Here is a 19,948-nt window from a genome sequence, read left to right on the forward strand (position 1 = left end):
CTGCATTAACTGAATTTCGCAGACAATAAAAAAGGGCGCTCAGCGCCCTTTTCTGTTTCTGTCATCTCAGCCAGTTAATCCAGCCGTCGCGCAAACTCTTTCACACGAAAACCTAACAGGCCGAGCACGGCGAAGTACGCCACCACGCCCGCGGCAACCACTGCCGCAAGACGCGCCAGACGATAAGCCATTCCGCCGACGTCCCAGGCAGGCATCAGCCACATCATGCCGACAAGCGCGGCTGACATCGCGATAACCGCCACAAACAGTTTAATCAGGAAGATTCTCCAGCCCGGCTGCGGCTGGAAGATATCCTGTTTACGCAACTGCCAGTAAAGCAGCGAGGCGTTGAGGCAGGCGGCCAGACCGATGGACAGCGAAAGCCCGGCGTGTTTCAGCGGCCCGATAAAGGCCAGGTTCATCACCTGCGTCATCAGCAACGTAATCATGGCGATCTTCACCGGCGTTTTGATGTCCTGACGTGAATAGAAGCCCGGTGCCAGCACTTTGACCACGATAAGTCCCATCAGGCCGACGGAGTACGCCACCAGCGCGCGTTGCGTCATCGATGCATCGAAGGCGCTGAATTTACCGTACTGAAACAGTGCGACGGTCAGCGGTTTCGCCAAAATGCCCAGCGCAACGGAGCTTGGCAGCGCCAGCAGGAAACACAGGCGCAGCCCCCAGTCCATCAGGCGATTGTATTCAGCATGATTTCCACTGGAGAAACTGCGCGCCAGCGATGGCAGCAAAATGGTGCCCAACGCCACGCCCAGCACACCGGACGGGAACTCCATCAGACGGTCAGCGTAGTACATCCACGATACCGAACCCGAAACCAGAAACGAGGCAAAAATGGTGTTGATGATCAGTGAAATCTGGCTCACTGAAACACCCAGAATCGCCGGGCCCATCTGGCGCATCACACGCCACACACCAGCATCTTTCAAATTCAGACGCGGCAGCACCAGCATGCCAATTTTTTTCAGGTGAGGAAGCTGATAACCCAATTGCAAAACGCCACCGGCGACCACTGCCCAGGCCAGCGCGAGCACCGGCGGATGAAAGTAAGGTGCGGCGAACAGCGCAAAACCGATCATGCTGACGTTAAGAAACGTCGGGGCAAATGCAGGTATCGAGAAACGGTTCCAGGTATTGAGGATCGCCCCGGCCAGCGAAGCCAGAGAAATCAGCAGGATATAAGGGAAAGTAATACGCAACAGAGAACTGGTCAGCGCGAATTTATCCGGAGAATCGACAAAACCGGGCGCGGTGATATAAATCACCCACGGTGCGGCAAACATGCCGAGTATGGTCACCACCGCCAGCACCAGCGTCAGCAAACCTGACACATAGGCGATAAACGTCCGCGTGGCCTCTTCGCCCTGCTGGGTTTTATATTCGGCAAGTATCGGCACAAAGGCCTGAGAGAACGCGCCTTCGGCAAAGATCCGGCGCAGCAAATTGGGCAATTTAAACGCCACAAAGAAGGCGTCGGTCACCATACCGGCACCAAAAACGCGGGCCACGATGGCGTCGCGCGCAAAGCCTAATACACGTGAAAACATCGTCATGGAACTGACGGCTGCCAAAGATTTAAGTAGGTTCATGTCACTTTTCTTATTTGCCGGTGTTACTTGTAAATCAACGCGTTAAACATCAGAAGTCACCAGCATGGCTTGAAGATGCGCATAGTCTACGCATCCGCCATGCAATAGCCACCGGCAGTTGTTATATATTGTTGCCAGACGACCCTGTGTGGTTTTGTCTCTAATGCTTAATTTTCCAGCAGTTTCTCGATAAAGGCCTGCGCGTAAATTGCCTGCTCACCGCTGGTTTCCGGCGCGGTGTGGTTGCTGACGCAATCGACGAAGTGTTCAATCGCACCGACAAAACCGCGCTGAGTGAGTGTACTTTGCCAGCCTGGCACCGGTAGCTGAGTCAGAACATCCTGCTGTTCTTGGCGCCAGACGCGCATATCATCGAGCTGATAGAACGCACCCTCTGTCACTGCCTGTACGCTTTCACGGGACGAGCCCCCGCGACGGTGCATCGAGGTTGTCACCAGCGTTTCACCGCATAGAAAATGGTGCTCGCCGTAAATCATCTGGTTCGATTCATTCACCTGAATCAGCCCGCTTTCCAGACTCGCATTACCGCCCGCCAGCCACAGCGCGGTATCGACCACGTGCAGATAATCATCCAGCAGCGTAAAACGCAGATCGTTCGGACCGACGCTGTCGGTACGGTGCTTATCCATGCGTACGGACGCCGGATTTTGCATCTGCTCTTTCAACTGACGATACAGCGGCGCAAAGCGACGGTTGAATCCGACCATCAGCGCTTTACCCGCTTTATGCGCTTGCTCGACCAGCTGTTCGGCCTGATCCAGTTCAGCCGCCAGTGGTTTATCGACATAAACATGCACGCCCTGCGCCAGCAACTGGCCGACCACCTCGAAATGGCTGGCGGTGCTGCTGTGCACAAACACCGCATCACACTGGCTGGCCAGTTCGTCGATGCGCGGGAAACAAGTCATGCGATAGCTGTCGCAAACGGCCTGTGCTTTTTGCTGATTCGGCGAAAAGCCGCCAACCAGCGTCCATTTATCCGCGTGGCTGAGCACCGGCAGATAGGCTTTTTGCGCGATGCCGCCCAGCCCGATAACGCCTAAACGAAGTTTACTCACGAGAGATTCCTTTTAATCGGCCAGATGTTGCAGCAGGTTTTCCAGACGCTGTTTCAGTTCAGCGACTTCGGCTTCCAGTGTTTCCACCCGCGCTGCCAGACCTGACTCTTCGGCCACGGCGGAGAATGACGGTTCTTCCGTCGCGCTGGCTACATTACTCACTTCGCCGCTAAACAGATGCATAAACCGGCTTTCACGTTTACCCGGCTCACGCGCCAGCCGCACGCAGAACGGGCCGTCTTCGCGGACGGTCAGTTTTGTGAGGGTTTGTTCAACTTCGGCGACGTCGGCAAAATCATGCAAACGGTTGGTGCGCGTTCGTAATTCGCCCGGCGTTTGCGCACCGCGCAACAGCAGCGTGGTAACCACTGCCACTTCCTGCGGGGAAAATTTGAGATTGCCGAATTCAGAATTACAAAAACGATGCTCATACTTCATGGTGCGCGAACCGCTCAGGGTGCGGATAATGTGTTTTCGCAGCAGCAGATCCAGCGTTTGCTGAACGTCGCTTTCACTCAGATCCATGACCGGTTCACGGTTAGTTTTCTGGTTGCAGGCGGTGGTCAAACCGTTGAGAGTCATCGGATATTGCTCTGGCGTCGTGAGCTGTTTTTCCAGCAAACAGCCCACAACACGGGCCTCCCGGGCACTGAGTTCATGTTTCATCTTGCTCTCCTTATCGGGACGGGGGTGTCCATTCTCGCCAGGTTAACGCAGTCAGTACGTGATCCTGCCATTTACCGTCGATCAGCAAATAGTCTTTCGCATACCCTTCGCGCTCGAAACCGAGACGCTCCAGCAACTGGCCGCTGCGTTTATTGTGCGGCATGTAATTGGCCATAATACGGTGCATTTTTTGCTGACGTTGCATATAACGGATTAGCGACTGCAACGCCTCCTGCATCAACCCCTGCCCCTGCCATTCCTGACCCAGCGAATAACCGAGGAAACAGGCATGGAATGAGCCGCGTAATACATTGCTGAAATTCGCCACGCCCATCACGCGATTTTCATCAGGATCGAGCAAAATGAAATAATAAGCGCTGCCCTGTTTCTGCATTTCGGTAATTAAGCTCAGACGTGCCTGCCACCCTGAAGGATAACAATGACTTTCGTCCCTGACCGGCTCCCAGGGTTTCAGAAATGCCCGGTTCTCCGCATAGTACTCCGCCAGCCGGTGCGCATCGCGATCGTGCACCAGTCGCAGAACCATCCGGTCAGTGGTAAGCCGTACTTTTGGTACGGCAGATTTATAGCCAAACATCCCTTCCCTCCACATCCCGCATGGGTCGATAAATAGAATTTATAGGAAACCATAAAACATGCCTAATTCTGCCAGTCAGAACGCGGCTTGACGATAAAAAAATATTATCTATAGCGCCCTATCTAAATGCCTGTTTCCGGTTCAGACTGGAACGGTCTTTTCTCCTTTCTGTATCCGCCGGACAGGATACAAATAATCGCTCATGGTGAAGCATGTCTCTGGTATCACAAGCTCGGAGCTTGGGTAAGTATTTTCTGTTATTAGACAACGCGCTGGTTATTTTAGGCTTTTTCGTGGTTTTTCCGTTGATCTCGATTCGATTTGTTGATCAGTTGGGATGGGCCGCGATGATCGTCGGTCTGGCGCTGGGTGTCCGGCAGTTAACGCAACAGGGATTAGGGATATTCGGCGGTGCTATCGCCGACCGCTTCGGTGCCAAGCCAATGATCATCACCGGCATGCTGTTACGCGCCGCCGGTTTCGCCACCATGGCGATGGCCGACCAGCCGTGGATTTTAATCTGCTCGTGCATTCTCTCCGGGCTTGGCGGCACGCTGTTCGACCCGCCGCGCACTGCGCTTGTCATCAAACTCACCCGCCCGCATGAGCGCAGCCGCTTTTTCTCACTGATGATGATGCAAGACAGCGCCGGTGCGGTAATTGGCGCGCTGATCGGCAGCTGGCTGCTGCAATATGATTTCCATTATGTCTGCTGGGCCGGTGCGGCAATCTTTGTTCTGGCCGCCGCCTGTAACGCCTGGTTGTTACCCGCCTACCGGATTTCCACGATGCGCACACCGATGCGTGAAGGCATGATGCGCGTACTGCGCGATCGCCGTTTTCTGGCCTACGTGCTGACGCTCACCGGCTATTACATGCTAACCGTGCAAGTCATGCTGATGTTGCCGATTGCGGTAAACGACGTCGCGGGCAGTCCGTCAGCGGTGAAATGGATGTATGCCATCGAAGCCGTGCTTTCTCTGACTTTGCTCTATCCGATCGCCCGCTGGAGCGAAAAACGTTTCCGCCTCGAGCAGCGCCTGATGTTTGGCCTGCTGATCATGACTCTGAGCCTGCTGCCGGTAGGGCTGGTGACATCAATCAACCCGCTGTTGCTGCTCATCGGCTTCTTTTACATTGGCTCAATCATCGCGGAACCGGCGCGCGAGACGCTGAGTGCATCACTGGCCGACGCCCGCGCACGCGGCAGTTATATGGGCTTCAGCCGTCTGGGGCTGGCCCTGGGCGGCGTCATTGGTTATACCGGCGGAGGCTGGATGTATGACACCGGCCGCGCCCTCGAACTGCCTGAATTACCGTGGTTATTACTCGGCGTAGTCGGCTTCATCACCCTCACCGGATTGTACTGGCAATTTAATCTTCGCCGTATCGAACCGGCGATGCTCAACGGCAATTAGTCTGCTTATTAAAACGGCGGTCACAGTATCGCCGTTTGATCTCGCTACCATCTATACCCATACTGGTTTTAACACGTCGATAAAATCCGAACCTACATCCGGCAATTTTCACGCACCCTACAGGTCAACGCCGGCGAAAACAGGAGCTATGAAATATGAAACTTTACGTTTACGAACATTGCCCTTTTTGCGTTAAAGCACGCATGATTTTCGGTCTGAAGAACATTCCCGTTGAGATAAAAGTTCTGCCCAACGATGACGAGAAAACCCCGATTTCGATGGTGGGTAAAAAGATGGTGCCGATCCTGCAAAAACAGGATGGCAGTTTCATGCCAGAAAGTATGGATATCGTGAATTTCATCGATAAAAGTGACGGCAAACCGCTACTGACCGGCGCGACCAACGCTGCCATTGCGACCTGGCTGCGACACGTCTCTGAATATACCGGCCGTCTGTTACTGCCACGCTTTGCCGCTGCGCCACTGGAAGAGTTTGCCACGCCGGAAGCGCGTAAGTATTTCTCCGATAAAAAACAGGCCGCCAGCGGGGATTTCCAGGAGCATCTGAAACACTCCGACGGTCTGGTAAAAAAAATCAGTCAGGATCTGCGCGCCCTCGACAAACTGATCGTCGAGCCTAATGCGGTGAACGGCGAACTGTCTGAGGATGACATCCATCTGTGGCCATTGCTTCGTTCGCTTTCCATTGTTCAGGGCATCGACTGGCCGTCCCGCGTGCAGGCGTACCGCGACAATATGGCGAAACAAACCCAGGTCAATCTGTTCACCGGCATCGCCCGCTGATCCGTCCTCACTCAGCCGGAAGCCCGCTTCCGGCTCATTTTCCTTTTCTTCTGCGCCCCCAGCACTTAGGCTAATCAGCGTTGTCTGATTGGAGTCATGCCGTTTCGCGGTCATGCTGACAAAATAGTGTTCATGTAATGAGGGAAGAATGACTAAACGAATTCTCGGTGCCGCATTTATGCTGTGCGCCACTCTGCTGACCGGCTGTAACCAGCTCACGCAGTACACCATCAGCGAACAGCAGGTGAATGATTATCTGCAAAAGAACAATAATTTCCAGAAGCAGCTCGGCGTGCCGGGGCTGGTAGATGCGAAAATCGTTCTGACCAACCTCAGCAGCCAGATTGGTCGCGCTGATCCTGGCGTTGTGACACTGACCGGCGATGCCAGCGTGGATATCTCCTCGCTGTTCGGCCCGCAGAAAGCCGATATGCACCTGACGCTGAAGGCCAATCCTTCGTTTGACCGCGAGAAAAGCGCCATTTTCCTCAAAGATATGCAGGTGGTGGATTACACCATCAAGCCGGAAAAAATGGACAGCGTGATGAAAGGCCTGATGCCGTATCTGAACAACTCGCTGAAAGCCTACTTTGACCAGCGTCCGGCCTACGTGCTGAACGCCGATCGCAGTAAAGGCGAAGCGATGGCCAAAAAACTGGCGAAAGGCATTGAAGTGAAACCGGGGCAACTGGTGATCCCTTTCACTGACTGATTTAGCCATACGCATGTCAATAGAAAGCCCGGCGCATCTTCATGGCCGGGCTTTTCGCATTTCAGAAGAGTCGATTACTGATCGTCTTCCTCGTCATCTTCCAAATCGTCCGGGAGTTGCTCTTCCAGTTCGTCACGCATTGCCTGCAAGGCTTCGCGGCTGATTTCAGACAGCGTGCGGTAGAAACCGCTGGTCGCATGGGCTTCTACTTTGCCGAGGAACTTACCGCACCACGGGAACAGGAACTCATCGAACAGCGTAATTTGCGCCGTGACTTCATCTTCCGTTGACTGATCTTCCAGCCATGACGCGGCCAGCAGCATCGCGCCGAAATGGTCGGCCGGTCCGTCGCCCAGCGGCATTCCGCGCTGTTGCAGGAAAGTCCGCACGTCCATCTCATTCGCGCCTTCGACATAATCACTGCGGAAAGGCGAAACAGCGCATTCGGCACCGACAAACAGATGATTAAATTCTGCGGCCAGGGTTTCCGGGTTGGCGCTTTCCTGCAAACGGATCAGCAGCGCGTTCTGCTCCAGCGGCCAGTGCTCACGCAGCTTACCGTCCTGAATCAGGCCAAAAAGTGGAACCAGTAACGGATCCTGCGGCTGGCGGTAAAACAGCGTGCCGAGTACGCGACAAACAATTGAAAATTCATTCATAACAGTAACCTGATCAGACGGTGTAAAGGGTTAAACCCCTGCGAATTGGCGGCGACAATGTCACAGTTCGCTGAGTTCTGCAATTGGCGCGCGACCGCGCTTCTCAAGAAAATCAAGGAAGCGTCGCGGGCTGACGTTTAGAATACGATCTTCAGGGAAATCAATTTCCTGCAAAATACGTTCGCAGTGTTCGAATCCGCCGAGGGAATAGGCAATATGCGAATCCGATCCCAGCGCCAGCCAGCCACCGGCTTCTTTTACCGCCAGCGCAATCGCACGGCAATTCGGTTCACTGCCTTTTCGTGAATGAATGAAGGAGGAATTATTCAGCTCCAGCGCCACGTCATATTTCGCCGCTGCCGCCGCTACGGCAGGAATATCTATCGGGTATTTCGGGTTGCCGGGATGGGAAATAATGTGAACCTCGCCGCCCGCCATCGCGGCAATCATCGCGGCGGTGTGCGTTTCTTTATCGACCGGCTGCATCACCGGCTCATGGAAACCGGCAATGATTACGTCGATTTCATCGAGCATCGGGCCGGTGCAGTCAATATCACCGTTGATGTTTTTGATGTTCGATTCTATCCCGCGCAGGATGCCGATGCCGTTAACCAGTCGCGGCCAGACCCGCATATTCATAAAGTGCCAGTAATGCGGTGCATCGGCCATATCCGGGCCGTGGTCGGTGATGGCAAACAGCTTAATGCCCTTTTCGGCTGCTTCATCAATGTAATCATGCAGCGTGCTGTAAGCGTGGGTGCTGGCGACGGTGTGCATATGTAAATCGACCGGGTACGGCATGTGCTCTCCTTGAGAATGTTCCGCTGCGGCGCAATAACCGCAGCTTTAATAATGTTAGCAGATGAGTCAGTAACCTCGCTCAAGATCGACGCGCCCTGCCGGTTCGCGCCCCGCCTCCATTGCCAGAATATTCCTGACAATGCTATCCATCGCCTCTTCAGGCAGCGTATCAGCTGCCACGTGCGGCGTAATACTGACGCGCGGGTGCGACCAGAACGGGTGCATGGCCGGTAACGGTTCTTCGACGAAGACATCGAGTTGGGCAGCGGCAATTTGCCCGCTGTCCAGCGCGCGCAGTAAATCCCCTTCCACCAGATGACTGCCACGACCGAGGTTAATCAGGTACGCATTATGCGATAAGAATGTGAACAGTTGATGATTGAGCGTCCCGGCGGTGTGCGGCGTATTGGGCAAAAGGTTAATCAGCACTTTGCAGCCCGTAGCAAATGCGGCTAACTGATCGTCGCCGTAGAAACTGTGCACGCCCTCAACGGATTTCGGACTACGGCTCCAGCTGCGCACGGAAAATTGCATTCCTACCAGCGCCTCAGCCACCCGGCTGCCGAGTACCCCCGCGCCGAGAATACCGATCGTGAAATCACTGCGGGAATGCGGCGTAAGCGGACGCCACTGTTTTTGCTGCTGGAACAACTGATATTCATCCATACGGCGGAAATAGCGCAACACGCTCGCCAGCGCATATTCCTGCATCTGCAACGCCATGCCGGTGTCTTCGAGGCGGATCAGCGGCACGCCTGCGGGCAGCGTGCCGGGCTGACGCTGTTCCTGCGTGAGAATGGCATCGACGCCCGCCCCCAGCGCAAAAATGCCTTTAAGCTCCTTGCGCGGCGCCAGCATCGCATGTGGCGGACGCCAGACCAGCGCGTAGTCGGCGGGCTGATGGTCGGCGGCGTTCCAGGCGCGGACGCTGGCCTGCGGCAATCTTTTTGTTATTCCATCAATCCAGAGTTTTGCATCAAATGTAGGGTGGTAAAAAATTATGTTCATCTTTGTGACCTCCGTTTTCCTGATAGATTTCCCTGAATATCATCAGGATGCAACCCTGAGGCTGAAAAAAGAACAGGCCCCGAAATTCGGAGCCTGTGAGATGAGACATTGATGCGATAAATAACTCAGGCAGCAGCGGGTTCGCGGCTGATCATTTTGCGTAACAGAGGGATCAGCACCAGCAGCACTACGCCGGTGGCGACAGAGCCCCAGCCCAGCGCGTTGAACACCTGACTGTAGCCCGGATTGGTCAGTACCGGTGTGCTGCCAGCGTTCTGCGGCATCAGTCCCGAGATGTAACTCGCCAGCACCGAGGCTACACCGGTAACCATCATCCAGCAGCCCATCATCACGCCCTGATAGCGGGCCGGAGCCAGTTTGCCGATCATCGCGTAACCGATTGGTGAAATCAGCAGCTCGCCGATACTTTGCAGCAGATAGCTGATGGCAATCCATTTGAACGCCACCAGCCCGTCGCCGCCCGCCAGATGAATGCCCAGCGGCAGCACCAGCATACCCAGCCCCATGCAGAACAGGGAGGCAGAGAACTGCGTCGGGATATCAATGTTCCAGCCACGCTGACGCAGGTTTTTAAACCACAGCGCCATCAGCGGGCCACCTAACACGATCACCACGGTATTAATATTCTGGATCCATTGCGGCGCCACGCGAATGCCGTAAACGTTCAGGTCGATATTGTGCTCGGAGAACAGCATCAGCCCCATCGGGGCAAGCTGATACAGCGTCCAGAACACCAGTGAGCCGAGTGCCAGCAGCAGATAGGCTTTCATGCGGCGGCGCTCGCCGGCATCGCGATGACGGAACGTCACCATCGCCATCAGTGCGAAGATAATCACGCCCAGCACCACGACGAAGTAGCTGCTGAACTCGGCATGGGTCAGCAGCAGGCGGATAACCGGCACCAGCACGACCAGAATCGCAATACCGACGGCCATGCGGCGCAGCATCTGGCTGCGGCTGGCTTCTTTAAGCGGCGTGCTGATATCGGCAAGAATGGACCAGCGGGAAAGTGTCACGACGATCGCCGCCACGTTACCCAGCGTGGCGAACAGGAACAGCGCGCGATAGTTTTCGCTGAGCTGGAAATACCCGGCGACGGCAAACCCAATAAAGAAGCCGAGATTCATCCCGGCATAATTCCACAGGAAGGCCGATTCACGGCGATCGTCGTCCGGCGCAAAGCGCTGCGTCAGCATCATGTTCAGGCAGGTGACGTTCAGCCCGCTGCCGGTGAGGAACATCGCCAGCCCCCAGTAAAGACCGGTTACGCCCTCCAGTGCAATCAGTGCGCAGCCAAAGACCTGCAACACCATTCCGAGCACGAAGAGATTACGGTTGCTAAGATAACGTCCGCCGAGGTAACCGCCGAACATGTGCAGGCCGTAGTTGAATGCCCCGAAGACGCCCATAATAGCGTTGGCGTTGTCTTCGCTAAATCCGAGCTTTTTGGTGGCGTACAGCACCAGCGTGGAATACAACACCGCGAAGCCGAGCGTCGCGAATGTCTGAACAAAGAATAACGTGCCCGCACCGGCGGGGATCGCCGTACGGTGCTGCGACGTGGTCGCGTTGTTTGGCTGACTCAAGAGTGACCCCTGTCGTGATATGAGAAATTAATGCAGCTTCGCTGTGCGACTTTTACGGTTCTAATAGGAAGCAATTTTTCAAAGGGCACTGTTATACCTCCGCCAATGCTGTTTTTCACAACATATGTTGCTATTTGTGAGTAACAAAAAGTGTTTGCGGGTAAATTGCGCTTTTATGCAACCAGGCTAATTATTTATTCACTTTAATTAGCCTGGCTAATGACCAAGTGCAACAGTTTCCATCTGCTCAGGCTTAAAGCACTATTTGTTCTGTAAATCATCAGATTGCTCTAAGTTTGGCTAATCGGCACGGATCCTGCAAAAGAGTGTTGACGATGGCCCCGCTTTTCCCTACATTAGCGCCGGTCAGCAGTACTGCGGTGCAGCTGATAGCTGGAGAGGTGTCTGAGTGGCTGAAGGAGCACGCCTGGAAAGTGTGTATATGAGCAATCGTATCGAGGGTTCGAACCCCTCTCTCTCCACCACATTATAAGTGAAAGGCCCAGATGAAAATCCGGGCCTTTTTCTTTTTGGCTTTTACAAGTCCACCAGGGTTAACAAATCATTAGCCTGAACAGTCTCTGACCAGACAGCACATTTGCCCTAAATTCTGCTTGACCCTTTTCGGCAGTCTCCCTATAGTAGCGCCCCGTTGCAACGTTCGCGATGTAACGGAAACGGTGAGGTGTCTGAGTGGCTGAAGGAGCACGCCTGGAAAGTGTGTATACGAGAAATCGTATCGAGGGTTCGAACCCCTCTCTCACCGCCAAATTAAAGAAAAAGGGTCCTGATGAAAATCAGGACCCTTTTTCTTTTGTTGCAGGTTAAGAATATTCGCTCCTCCCCCTGCGAAGGGGGAGGCCGGGAGTGGATATTAAAACCTTACTTTTTGTAAAAGGATACTTCGACTTTTTTATTTGCCCCCAACCTACCCCTTCGCAGGGATAGGTTGGGGAAAATTACATTTTCGTCAGCATCAGACCTGCCCGTAATCCTATCGCCACGTTCGGATTCGGGAACAGCACCACTTCTTCCTCCGCCTCCACCCGATAGGTTTTGCCGTTTTCCTGCGCAATCACAAACCCTTTTTTGAAGGGGGTAAAATTCAGGGCGTCACCGGGAACAAACAGCTGAAAATCCTCTTTTGAGCGGATCACATCCTGTACTACGCGGTAATGCAACAGGGGGGAACCGGCTTCACGGCCAGGCAGTGGTTCACCGCTGACCAGTGTTTCCAGCGCCCGCCGCACACCGATGAATTGCGCGTGATCGTTGCCGCCAAACGGTAAGGCTTTGCCGAGTTCCAGCGTGCAGCTGTCGGCCTGAAGCACCTCGCTGCTGAAATGCGTGAATGTGCCACCCGGCGAGCGATGATGCACCAGCGCGTCCAGCCCGGCGGCATCCAGCCATTCAAGCATTGCTTTGCCTTGCGGCCGTGACTGGAAAGGCAGCAGACCGAAACGCAGGTGTTGAGATCCGCGAATAGCGGTATGCAAATCATAATGAAAACGCTGCTTCGCGCCGGCAGCCTTTGCGCTGATATAAAACAGCGCCATCACCTGCTCCAGTTCCTGCGCACGTCGGGTTTCATCATTGGGCTTGTAACGGGCATGGCGGCCGCCGAACATGCGGTTCATGTCCGCATCGACATACCGCTGGTTGATACGCATCGACGGCGGATTCCCCAGCAGCACCAGCAGACGGACAGTCAGCGCCCGCTCCCCCGCCAGCAGCTGGCTGACCAGCTGATTCAGCAGTTCGATGGGCGCGGTTTCATTGCCGTGAATACCGGCGGAAATCACCAACGCCGTATCGCAGGGCTGACGCGGTGACAACTCGAGAATGCCTTCACCGCGCCACTGCCAGTCCAGCGTTTCCGTTTGCCCGCTAGGCTCAGCAACCGGCTCGCCGGAAAGCGTCATCGCCAGTAAATCAAACATGGTTCACTCCTTTGAAGGCTCAGCGCTGGAACGGATAAATCGGTCCCAGACCGAGAATATTGGTCAGCTCGTCGAGCGCGGTACGCACTTCGGTAAGCAGCTGCGGATCGGCCAGATCTTTCGCCTGCATGCGGTCGCGGTAGTGTTTATCCACCCAGTTATTGAGGCTGATAAACTGCGTATCACTCATCAGCGAACCGACGTTCACCGCATTCAGTTCGTTACGGTTGAGCGCCACGCGCAGTCGCAAACACGCCGGGCCGCCGCCGTTGCGCATACTTTCGCGCAGATCAAACACTTCAATCTGATTGACAGGGCCACCGCTTTCCATCAGCGTCGATAAATACGTCCAGACGCCGAGGTGCTGACGGGATTCTTCCGGCACCACCAGCAACATTTTACCGTCGGATTTGGTCAGCAACTGGCTGTTAAACAGATAAGTTGCCACAGCGTCATCGAGAGAGACTTTGGCCTGCGGAACTTCAATCGGCTGGAAATCCAGTTCAAGCGCCGCCATTTTGCGGCGGATTTCATCAAGCGCAGCGGAGGAATTCACAAACGCCTGCTGATGATGGAACAACACGTTGCCGTTGCTGACCGAAATCACATCGTTGTGGAATACGCCACTGTCGATGGCCTGTGGGTTTTGCTGAATAAACACCGTACGTCTTTCATCGAGCTGATGCAGACGCGCCACGGCATCGCTAGCTAAACGCGTCTGACGCGCCGGATAGCGCACCGGTTCGTTATCGCCGGTCACCAGCCCGTCGCGACCATAAACAAACACCTGCACGCCGGGCTTATCATATTCCCCACACAGCCGGTTATGGTTAGCCGCGCCTTCATCACCCAGCGCCGCCACCTGCGGCAATGCGGCGTGATGGGCGAAATAACGATCCGCATGGAACGTCGCGCGCAAAATCGCAGACGTTGTTTCAGCTTCAATGGCGCGATGGAATTTATTATTCAGATTGGCAACGGTGAAATGCACGCGCCCGTCCGCACTGTCGGCGGAAGGTGACACCGTGGCGGCATTTGCCACCCACATAGATGACGCTGAACTTAGCGACGACAGCAAACGCGGCGAATAGGCCTGCGCTTTAGCCAGCACTTCGCGGTCGCTGCCGCCAAAACCCATTTGTCTCAATGTACTCAGATGCGGGCGTTCGTGCGGCGGCAGAATACCCTGCGCAAACCCCAGATCCGCCAGCGCTTTCATTTTCAGCAGGCCTTGTTTCGCTGCCAGGCGCGGGTTCGCTACCGCATTCTGGTTTTTAGTCGAGGCTTCGTTGCCAAACGACAGCCCCGCATAATGGTGCGTCGGCCCGACGAGTCCGTCGAAATTTGCTTCACATCCAGACATGCCTGTCTCCTCAGGTTGTGCGGAAATCAATACCCGGCGACAGCGTCGCAGGGAGTTCCAGCTTGTCTGTTTCCAGCGAGGCCATCGGCCACGCGCAGTAATCCGCCGCATAATACGCGCTCGGACGGTGATTGCCCGACGCACCGATGCCACCAAATGGCGCATTGCTCGAGGCACCGGTCAGCGGTTTGTTCCAGTTCACAATGCCCGCCCGTGCTTCCAATAATAGCTGCTCAAACTGAACCCGCTCAGCGGAAATCAGGCCAGTCGCCAGCCCGAAGCGTGTCTGATTGGCCAGAGCGATAGCGCTGTCAAAGTCGCTGTAACGATAAATACTCAGCAGCGGACCGAAATATTCTTCGTCAGGCACACCCGCCACGCCGGTCAGATCGATAATCCCCGGCGTCAGAACGGTGTTGAGCGGATCCGGGCGGGTCAGTAACAGCAGCGGTTTACCGCCGAGCGCCATCAGGCTGTCCTGCGCTTTCAGCATGTTGCGGGCCGCCGCGTCAGAAATCACGCCGCCCATAAAAGGCTGCGGTTCGTCATTCCAGCCACCGGTGCGGATCTGCATGGTGACATCCAGCAAACGTGCAATAAATGCATCGCCCGCTGCGCCCTCTCTGACCAGCAAACGGCGCACGCAGGTACAACGCTGCCCGGCAGAAATAAACGCCGACTGAATGGTCAGATTGACCGCCGCATCAATGTCTTCCACCGGTTCGACGATCAGCGCATTGTTGCCGCCCATTTCCAGCGCCAGAATTTTTTCCGGCTGACCGGCCAGCTGTCGATGCAACTGGTAGCCGGTGCCCGCGCTGCCGGTAAACAGCAGGCCGTCGATATCAGCACAGGCGGCCAGAGCCTCACCGGTGCTGCGTCCGCCCTGCACCAGATTTAGCACGCCTTCCGGCAAACCAGCCTCTTCCCAGAGCTTCACGGTTTCTTCAGCGGTTTTCGGCGTCAGCTCACTCGGTTTGAAAACGATCGTATTGCCTGCCAGCAGAGCCGGAACGATGTGGCCGTTCGGCAGATGACCGGGGAAATTATACGGGCCGAATACCGCCAGCACGCCGTGCGGACGATGGCGTAGTACCGCTTCACCATCAGGCATAGCAGTGTGTTTTTCGCCGGTACGGTGCTGATTGGCTTCCAGTGATATCGCTACTTTGCCAATCATCGCCTGAATTTCTGTCAGCGTTTCCCAGCGTGGTTTGCTGGTTTCCTGGCTGATGACGTCTGCCAGCCGGGCTTTATGTTCAGTGAGTAATTCGGCGAAACGCGTAATGACTTCCGCGCGCTGGGCCACGGTTTTGCGCGCCCATGCCGGAAATGCCGTGCGGGCGGCGAGGCAGGCCATATCGACATCTTCCGCAGTGGCGCTCAGCGCCGACCACAGCAGCGTGTTATCCGCCGGATTGGTTTTGCTCAGCTGCGCGCCCTGTCCGCTGCGCCACTGGCCCTGAATATAGAGTGCGGGTTGCATCATGCGAGTGTTTCCTTTTTGAAAGATTGCGGAGCGGGATTGGGATCCTTGCCGGGAAAAAGCGCCACGGCACGCAGATTATCGCCTTCGCGCAGGTCAAGAATTTCAGCTTCGGCGCTGCTCAGCGTCAGAGATTCTGGCGATTCTCCGCCGGTAATGAGCAACGCGCGGAAATTCTGATACTGTTCGTTAGCCACCAGGTACAACGGCTGGTCGGCTTCTTCGCTGTGTTGTGCAAGCCGAACCGGAATCAGCCGGCTCTCTTTGACGGCGCGCAGCTGATCGATTTCGCCCTCAAGCGTCGGACCTGCGTCGAAAATATCCACATATCCTTGATAACTCAGACCTTCTCCTTCCAGCACCGCACGCGCCGGTGCGGTTTGCGGATGCACTTCGCCAATTACCGCCCGGGCGTCGGGGCTCAGCAGTTCAGTGTAAAGCGGATGTTTAGGCATCAGTTCGGCAATAAAGGATTTCTGTCCCATCCCGGTCAGTCGGTCGGCTTCGGCGAATTCCATCCCAAAGAAATGCCGCCCGACGCTGTCCCAGAACGGTGAATGGCCGGTGTCATCAGAAACGCCGCGCATTTCGGCGATCACCTTACGGGAGAAGTATTGGCGGAACGCCGCCAGAAACAGAAAACGGACTTTCGCCAGCAGCTGACCGTTTTTGCCGTTGCGATAATCGTTGTCGAGAAACAGCGTGCAAAGCTCGGTGTAGCCGGTGTGATCGTTGCTGAGAAACAGCGTCGGCACCGGCTTATAAATGTTCAGACTTTTGGACGCGTGCACCAGCGTGCCGAGGCGGAAGTTGTACCAGGGCTCACTCAGCCCGACCGCCACTTCAATGGCGCTGACGCCCACGACTTTCTGCTGCTCCGTGTCTTCGAGCACAAACAGATAGCCCTGATCGGCTTTCTCCAGACTGCCTTCCCAGGTCGCCACGGAACGTTCAATGCGCGCTCGCAGATGCGCTTCATCCTTGGGCAAAGACGTTAAACCGATGCCGGTTTTGCCTGACAACTGCAGGATATCGGCGAGATCGCCGGGCCGCACAGGTCTAATCAACATCATAATGCTTTACCTCATTCATACAGAGAAATCACACGCACAGGCGTGCCACTGCGCGTTCCAGCCGGTTCAACCCTTCTTCGATATCCGCACCTGGAATAATCAGCGATGGCGCGAAACGCAGAACGCTTGGCCCGGCAATCAGGGCGATCAGCCCCTCTTCCGCCGCCAGCGTGTTGAGCTGTTTTGCCTGATCTTTATAGCGTTCGCTCATCACTGCGCCGAGCAACAGGCCCTGACCGCGTACCTGACTAAAGACGTGATAACGGTCGTTAATGCGCTTAAGTCCGGCGATAAACCACTCATGACGCTTGCTGACACCAGATAACACCTCTGCCGTGTTGATCATCTCAAACACTTTACCTGCGACCGCGGTCGCCAGCGGGTTACCGCCATAGGTGGTGCCGTGGGTACCCGGCTGGAACAGCACGGCATAACGGTCGGTGGTCAGCATCGCGCCTATCGGGAAACCGCCGCCGAGCGCCTTAGCGCTGGTGAGAATGTCCGGCACCACGCCGTAATGCTGATAGGCATACAGCTCGCCGGTGCGGCCCACGCCGGTCTGCACTTCATCGAAAATCAGCACGGCCTGGTGTTTGTCGCACAGCTCACGCAGGCCTTGCAGGAATTCGGCGTCAGCAGGCACCACGCCGCCCTCACCCTGAATGGGTTCGACGATCACCGCACAGGTGCGTGAGGAAATCTGGCTGGCCACGGCGGCCAGATCGTTAAACGGCAGATGGGTAATAGCCGGTGGCAGCGGCGCGAAATCTTCCGAATATTTCGGCTGACCGCCCGCGGTAACGGTAAACAGCGTGCGGCCGTGGAAGGCATTTTTGAAGGCGATGATTTCATTCTTTTCGCCGCCGGCTTTATGGCCGTAGAGTCGCGCCAGCTTCAGCGCCGCTTCGTTAGCTTCCGCACCGGAGTTACAGAAAAAGACTTTGTCGGCAAACGTCGCGTCTATCAGCTGCTTCGCCAGCCGCAGCACCGGTTCGTTGGTGTAACCGTTGCCCAGATGCCAGACTTTGTCGGCCTGCTCGTGCAGCGTTTTACGAATTTCAGGATGCGCATGTCCCAGCGCGTTCACCGCAATACCTCCCGCAAAATCCACGTAGTCTTTGCCCGCCTGATCCCATAACCAGGAGCCTTCGCCACGCACCGGAATAAACGCGGCAGGGGCGTATACCGGCACCATCCAGTCATCAAAGTTCTGGCGGCTGACGTTTTGCGGTTGCTGTTGGTGTTCCATATAAACCTCTTTATTGAATGCCAGTGACTGGCTGAATTCAGGGTGCACGTTTCCGCCCCCCGGACTGGCGGGAATTTTGGTTATTGGTTTGTTATCTAAAAGTTAATGAATAATCTCACTCAGTCACATCATAGAGTGCAGTCTTCGTGCCAGCAAAGGATAAAAGTGAATAAAACCGGCGGGAGTTAGAAAAAACAATCACTTAAAAGCGTCGCTTATTCACTTAAATTGCATAAAAAATGAATAAGAGGAAAAATACCCTTTCGCAGCAACGAGGGACAGAGAATGAGTATGCAGGGATTTATTTCCATTCCGGCTGACAGATATTGTGCAGGATTGTGATCCGGCGCGTATCGGCTCTACCACTTCGTGGTGCGATGCGCGATAAAGGTGCGTCATTGCACTTTTCTGGCGCAATCTCGCTCCGTGACCGCCTTCACACTCTGTGTAAATAAAAACCAGCAGCTTCGATGTTCCCGCCCGTTCCGGCCTCCGCTCGTTACAAATGATGCAAAAATGTTAGTAAATTGTTTTTATTTGGTGTCATTGTTATCGGTAACTTCAGCCCACGCTTGTCCTCCGTACACTTATTATGGTTTTAAATAACCTAAATTTAACAAATAAAATTACATAAATTAACATTTACGGATACTGATCACATTTCATTCACGACTGCGCGAAAACGCCTTTCCCGTTAAGTTAATCTCTGAGTGTGGAATAAATAACCACCGCCCGTCCCCTACACCAGAACAGAACATCATAAGAAAGGTACAGACATGAAATTTAACCTCGCATTAATCAATGCATGTGTGGTTTCAGCATGCATGTTATTCACCACACCAACGTTCGCCGCCAAGCCCTACGATATCGCCGTGGTCGCGAAAGTGACCGGTATTCCCTGGTTCACCCGCATGGAAGTCGGCGTAAAAGAAGCCGCGCAGAAACTCAATGTCAATGCCTACCAGGTCGGTGGTTCGACGCCCGATCCGGCTCAGCAGGTGAAAGTGATTGAAGACCTGATCGCCAAAAAAGTCGATGCCATTATCGTGGTGCCAAACGACGCTAAAGTGTTAGAGCCGGTACTGAAAAAAGCCCGCGAACAAGGCATCGTGGTACTGACCCACGAATCCCCGGATCAACAGATCGGTCAGTGGGATATCGAAACCATTGATAGTCAGAAATATGCCGAAGCTAACATGGATGAGCTGGCCAAAGACATGGGCAGTAAAGGCGGATATGCCATCTATGTGGGTTCTCTGACCGTGCCTTTGCACAACGCGTGGGCGGATGCGGCCATCAAATATCAGAAACAAAAATACCCGGATATGCATGAAGTCACTTCGCGTTTACCGGTGGCAGAAAATATCGACAAGTCCTACTCCACTACGCTCGATTTGATGAAAACCTATCCCGACCTGAAAGGGATTATCGGATTCGGTTCACTCGGCCCGATCGGGGCTGGTCAGGCCGTTCAGCAGAAACGTGCGAAAAATAAAATCGCCGTGGTCGGAATCGCCATGCCTGCACAGGCTGCGCCATATCTGATGCGCGGTGATATCAAGAAAGTCCTGTTGTGGGATCCGAAAGATGCTGGCTTCGCGCTGGTAAGCGTGGCCGATCAGTTGTTACAGGGTAAAGAAGTCACTAAAGACCTGAGCATTGATGGATTGGGTAAAGCCGATGTGGATATGGATACGCACGTTATCCGCTTTAATAAAATTCTCGAAGTGACGTCTGAAAATGCAAAATCACTCGGCTTCTAAAATAACGATACACGTTTAATATTTACCGGGAATAGTTTTATTCCCAACGCCATCACCAGGCAAATAGGAACAGGTACGGCGTAGTGTGTGGTGCCGTATCTGCTTTTCTACAA

The 19,948-nt window shown here is 54.7% G+C and carries 17 protein-coding genes and 2 tRNA genes; 6 read left to right on the top strand and 13 right to left on the bottom strand.

The window, feature by feature from the left end:
• Window positions 1-74 precede the first annotated feature (74 nt).
• The 4 genes from murJ to rimJ form a co-directional block, all read right to left on the bottom strand.
• Window positions 75-1,610 carry a murein biosynthesis integral membrane protein MurJ gene (murJ, locus tag AC0Z7K_RS01285; protein ID WP_413528543.1) on the bottom strand — a complete coding sequence of 512 codons (1,536 nt, stop codon included), beginning with the start codon at window positions 1,608-1,610 and terminating at the stop codon, window positions 75-77.
• A gap of 167 nt (window positions 1,611-1,777) precedes the next feature.
• On the bottom strand, window positions 1,778-2,689 hold the full coding sequence (locus AC0Z7K_RS01290; RefSeq protein ID WP_485612412.1) for a Gfo/Idh/MocA family protein: 912 nt from the start codon (window positions 2,687-2,689) through the stop codon (window positions 1,778-1,780).
• 12 nt (window positions 2,690-2,701) lie between these two features.
• Window positions 2,702-3,355, bottom strand: a complete 654-nt coding sequence (locus AC0Z7K_RS01295) for a DUF480 domain-containing protein (RefSeq protein ID WP_413528541.1) — start codon at window positions 3,353-3,355, stop codon at window positions 2,702-2,704.
• Window positions 3,356-3,365: 10 nt separating this feature from the next.
• Entirely contained in the window at window positions 3,366-3,953 is a 588-nt protein-coding gene (gene rimJ, locus AC0Z7K_RS01300) for a ribosomal protein S5-alanine N-acetyltransferase (RefSeq protein ID WP_413528540.1), read from the bottom strand.
• 212 nt (window positions 3,954-4,165) lie between these two features.
• Between rimJ and mdtH the strand changes: the two genes are divergently transcribed.
• The 3 genes from mdtH to AC0Z7K_RS01315 all read left to right on the top strand — a co-directional run bounded on the left by mdtH (window position 4,166) and on the right by AC0Z7K_RS01315 (window position 6,886).
• Window positions 4,166-5,371, top strand: coding sequence for a multidrug efflux MFS transporter MdtH (mdtH, locus tag AC0Z7K_RS01305; RefSeq protein ID WP_485612414.1), 1,206 nt, complete (start codon window positions 4,166-4,168; stop codon window positions 5,369-5,371).
• A gap of 155 nt (window positions 5,372-5,526) precedes the next feature.
• Window positions 5,527-6,174 (top strand): glutaredoxin 2, encoded by a 648-nt coding sequence (grxB, locus tag AC0Z7K_RS01310; protein ID WP_413528538.1) that lies wholly within the window; start codon window positions 5,527-5,529, stop codon window positions 6,172-6,174.
• A gap of 148 nt (window positions 6,175-6,322) precedes the next feature.
• Window positions 6,323-6,886, top strand: coding sequence for a lipoprotein (locus AC0Z7K_RS01315; RefSeq protein WP_485612416.1), 564 nt, complete (start codon window positions 6,323-6,325; stop codon window positions 6,884-6,886).
• 74 nt (window positions 6,887-6,960) lie between these two features.
• On the opposite strand, the gene AC0Z7K_RS01320 is transcribed toward AC0Z7K_RS01315, so the two are convergent.
• The 4 genes from AC0Z7K_RS01320 to AC0Z7K_RS01335 form a co-directional block, all read right to left on the bottom strand.
• Window positions 6,961-7,545, bottom strand: a complete 585-nt coding sequence (locus AC0Z7K_RS01320) for a TorD/DmsD family molecular chaperone (RefSeq protein ID WP_485612418.1) — start codon at window positions 7,543-7,545, stop codon at window positions 6,961-6,963.
• A gap of 60 nt (window positions 7,546-7,605) precedes the next feature.
• The gene (locus AC0Z7K_RS01325; protein ID WP_485612420.1) at window positions 7,606-8,346 is read right to left on the bottom strand and encodes a PHP domain-containing protein; all 741 of its coding nucleotides are present in this window, start codon (window positions 8,344-8,346) and stop codon (window positions 7,606-7,608) included.
• 66 nt (window positions 8,347-8,412) lie between these two features.
• Window positions 8,413-9,354, bottom strand: coding sequence for a glyoxylate/hydroxypyruvate reductase GhrA (gene ghrA / locus AC0Z7K_RS01330; RefSeq protein ID WP_485612422.1), 942 nt, complete (start codon window positions 9,352-9,354; stop codon window positions 8,413-8,415).
• Between the two features lie 125 nt (window positions 9,355-9,479).
• A complete protein-coding gene (locus tag AC0Z7K_RS01335; RefSeq protein ID WP_485612423.1) occupies window positions 9,480-10,961 on the bottom strand; it encodes a peptide MFS transporter in 1,482 nt (493 codons plus the stop codon).
• Window positions 10,962-11,356: 395 nt separating this feature from the next.
• Here AC0Z7K_RS01335 and AC0Z7K_RS01340 point away from each other — a divergent pair.
• Together AC0Z7K_RS01340 and AC0Z7K_RS01345 are read left to right on the top strand one after the other, a co-directional pair.
• A tRNA-Ser gene (locus AC0Z7K_RS01340) sits at window positions 11,357-11,446 on the top strand.
• Window positions 11,447-11,640: 194 nt separating this feature from the next.
• Window positions 11,641-11,730 (top strand) — tRNA-Ser (locus AC0Z7K_RS01345).
• 190 nt (window positions 11,731-11,920) lie between these two features.
• Here AC0Z7K_RS01345 and astE read toward each other — a convergent pair.
• The 5 genes from astE to AC0Z7K_RS01370 are packed head-to-tail and all read right to left on the bottom strand — an operon-like array spanning window position 11,921 to window position 18,072.
• Window positions 11,921-12,901 (bottom strand): succinylglutamate desuccinylase, encoded by a 981-nt coding sequence (astE, locus tag AC0Z7K_RS01350; protein ID WP_485612425.1) that lies wholly within the window; start codon window positions 12,899-12,901, stop codon window positions 11,921-11,923.
• A 19-nt stretch (window positions 12,902-12,920) separates the two neighbouring features.
• Window positions 12,921-14,264: an N-succinylarginine dihydrolase gene (astB, locus tag AC0Z7K_RS01355; RefSeq protein ID WP_485612427.1), complete on the bottom strand. Its 1,344-nt coding sequence runs from the start codon at window positions 14,262-14,264 to the stop codon at window positions 12,921-12,923.
• Between the two features lie 10 nt (window positions 14,265-14,274).
• A complete protein-coding gene (gene astD / locus AC0Z7K_RS01360) occupies window positions 14,275-15,753 on the bottom strand; it encodes a succinylglutamate-semialdehyde dehydrogenase (RefSeq protein WP_485612428.1) in 1,479 nt (492 codons plus the stop codon).
• Window positions 15,750-16,823, bottom strand: coding sequence for an arginine N-succinyltransferase (gene astA / locus AC0Z7K_RS01365; RefSeq protein WP_485612429.1), 1,074 nt, complete (start codon window positions 16,821-16,823; stop codon window positions 15,750-15,752). The genes astD and astA overlap by 4 nt, the downstream gene beginning before the upstream one ends.
• Before the next feature lie 28 nt (window positions 16,824-16,851).
• Window positions 16,852-18,072: a bifunctional succinylornithine transaminase/acetylornithine transaminase gene (locus tag AC0Z7K_RS01370; protein ID WP_485612861.1), complete on the bottom strand. Its 1,221-nt coding sequence runs from the start codon at window positions 18,070-18,072 to the stop codon at window positions 16,852-16,854.
• Between the two features lie 776 nt (window positions 18,073-18,848).
• Between AC0Z7K_RS01370 and AC0Z7K_RS01375 the strand changes: the two genes are divergently transcribed.
• A complete protein-coding gene (locus AC0Z7K_RS01375; protein ID WP_485612430.1) occupies window positions 18,849-19,835 on the top strand; it encodes a substrate-binding domain-containing protein in 987 nt (328 codons plus the stop codon).
• Window positions 19,836-19,948: the final 113 nt, after the last annotated feature.

Source organism: Rahnella sp. 1L-D-7-B-C2 (genome assembly GCF_057290995.1).

Excerpts from the sequence above, each read along its gene's own strand:
- murJ (WP_413528543.1), bottom strand. The coding sequence starts at position 1,610 with ATGAACCTACTTAAATCTTTGGCAGCCGTCAGTTCCATGACGATGTTT.
- AC0Z7K_RS01295 (WP_413528541.1), bottom strand. The coding sequence starts at position 3,355 with ATGAAACATGAACTCAGTGCCCGGGAGGCCCGTGTTGTGGGCTGTTTG.
- rimJ (WP_413528540.1), bottom strand. The coding sequence starts at position 3,953 with ATGTTTGGCTATAAATCTGCCGTACCAAAAGTACGGCTTACCACTGAC.
- mdtH (WP_485612414.1), top strand. The coding sequence starts at position 4,166 with ATGTCTCTGGTATCACAAGCTCGGAGCTTGGGTAAGTATTTTCTGTTA.
- grxB (WP_413528538.1), top strand. The coding sequence starts at position 5,527 with ATGAAACTTTACGTTTACGAACATTGCCCTTTTTGCGTTAAAGCACGC.
- AC0Z7K_RS01315 (WP_485612416.1), top strand. The coding sequence starts at position 6,323 with ATGACTAAACGAATTCTCGGTGCCGCATTTATGCTGTGCGCCACTCTG.
- AC0Z7K_RS01320 (WP_485612418.1), bottom strand. The coding sequence starts at position 7,545 with ATGAATGAATTTTCAATTGTTTGTCGCGTACTCGGCACGCTGTTTTAC.
- AC0Z7K_RS01325 (WP_485612420.1), bottom strand. The coding sequence starts at position 8,346 with ATGCCGTACCCGGTCGATTTACATATGCACACCGTCGCCAGCACCCAC.
- ghrA (WP_485612422.1), bottom strand. The coding sequence starts at position 9,354 with ATGAACATAATTTTTTACCACCCTACATTTGATGCAAAACTCTGGATT.
- astE (WP_485612425.1), bottom strand. The coding sequence starts at position 12,901 with ATGTTTGATTTACTGGCGATGACGCTTTCCGGCGAGCCGGTTGCTGAG.
- astB (WP_485612427.1), bottom strand. The coding sequence starts at position 14,264 with ATGTCTGGATGTGAAGCAAATTTCGACGGACTCGTCGGGCCGACGCAC.
- astD (WP_485612428.1), bottom strand. The coding sequence starts at position 15,753 with ATGATGCAACCCGCACTCTATATTCAGGGCCAGTGGCGCAGCGGACAG.
- astA (WP_485612429.1), bottom strand. The coding sequence starts at position 16,823 with ATGATGTTGATTAGACCTGTGCGGCCCGGCGATCTCGCCGATATCCTG.
- AC0Z7K_RS01370 (WP_485612861.1), bottom strand. The coding sequence starts at position 18,072 with ATGGAACACCAACAGCAACCGCAAAACGTCAGCCGCCAGAACTTTGAT.
- AC0Z7K_RS01375 (WP_485612430.1), top strand. The coding sequence starts at position 18,849 with ATGAAATTTAACCTCGCATTAATCAATGCATGTGTGGTTTCAGCATGC.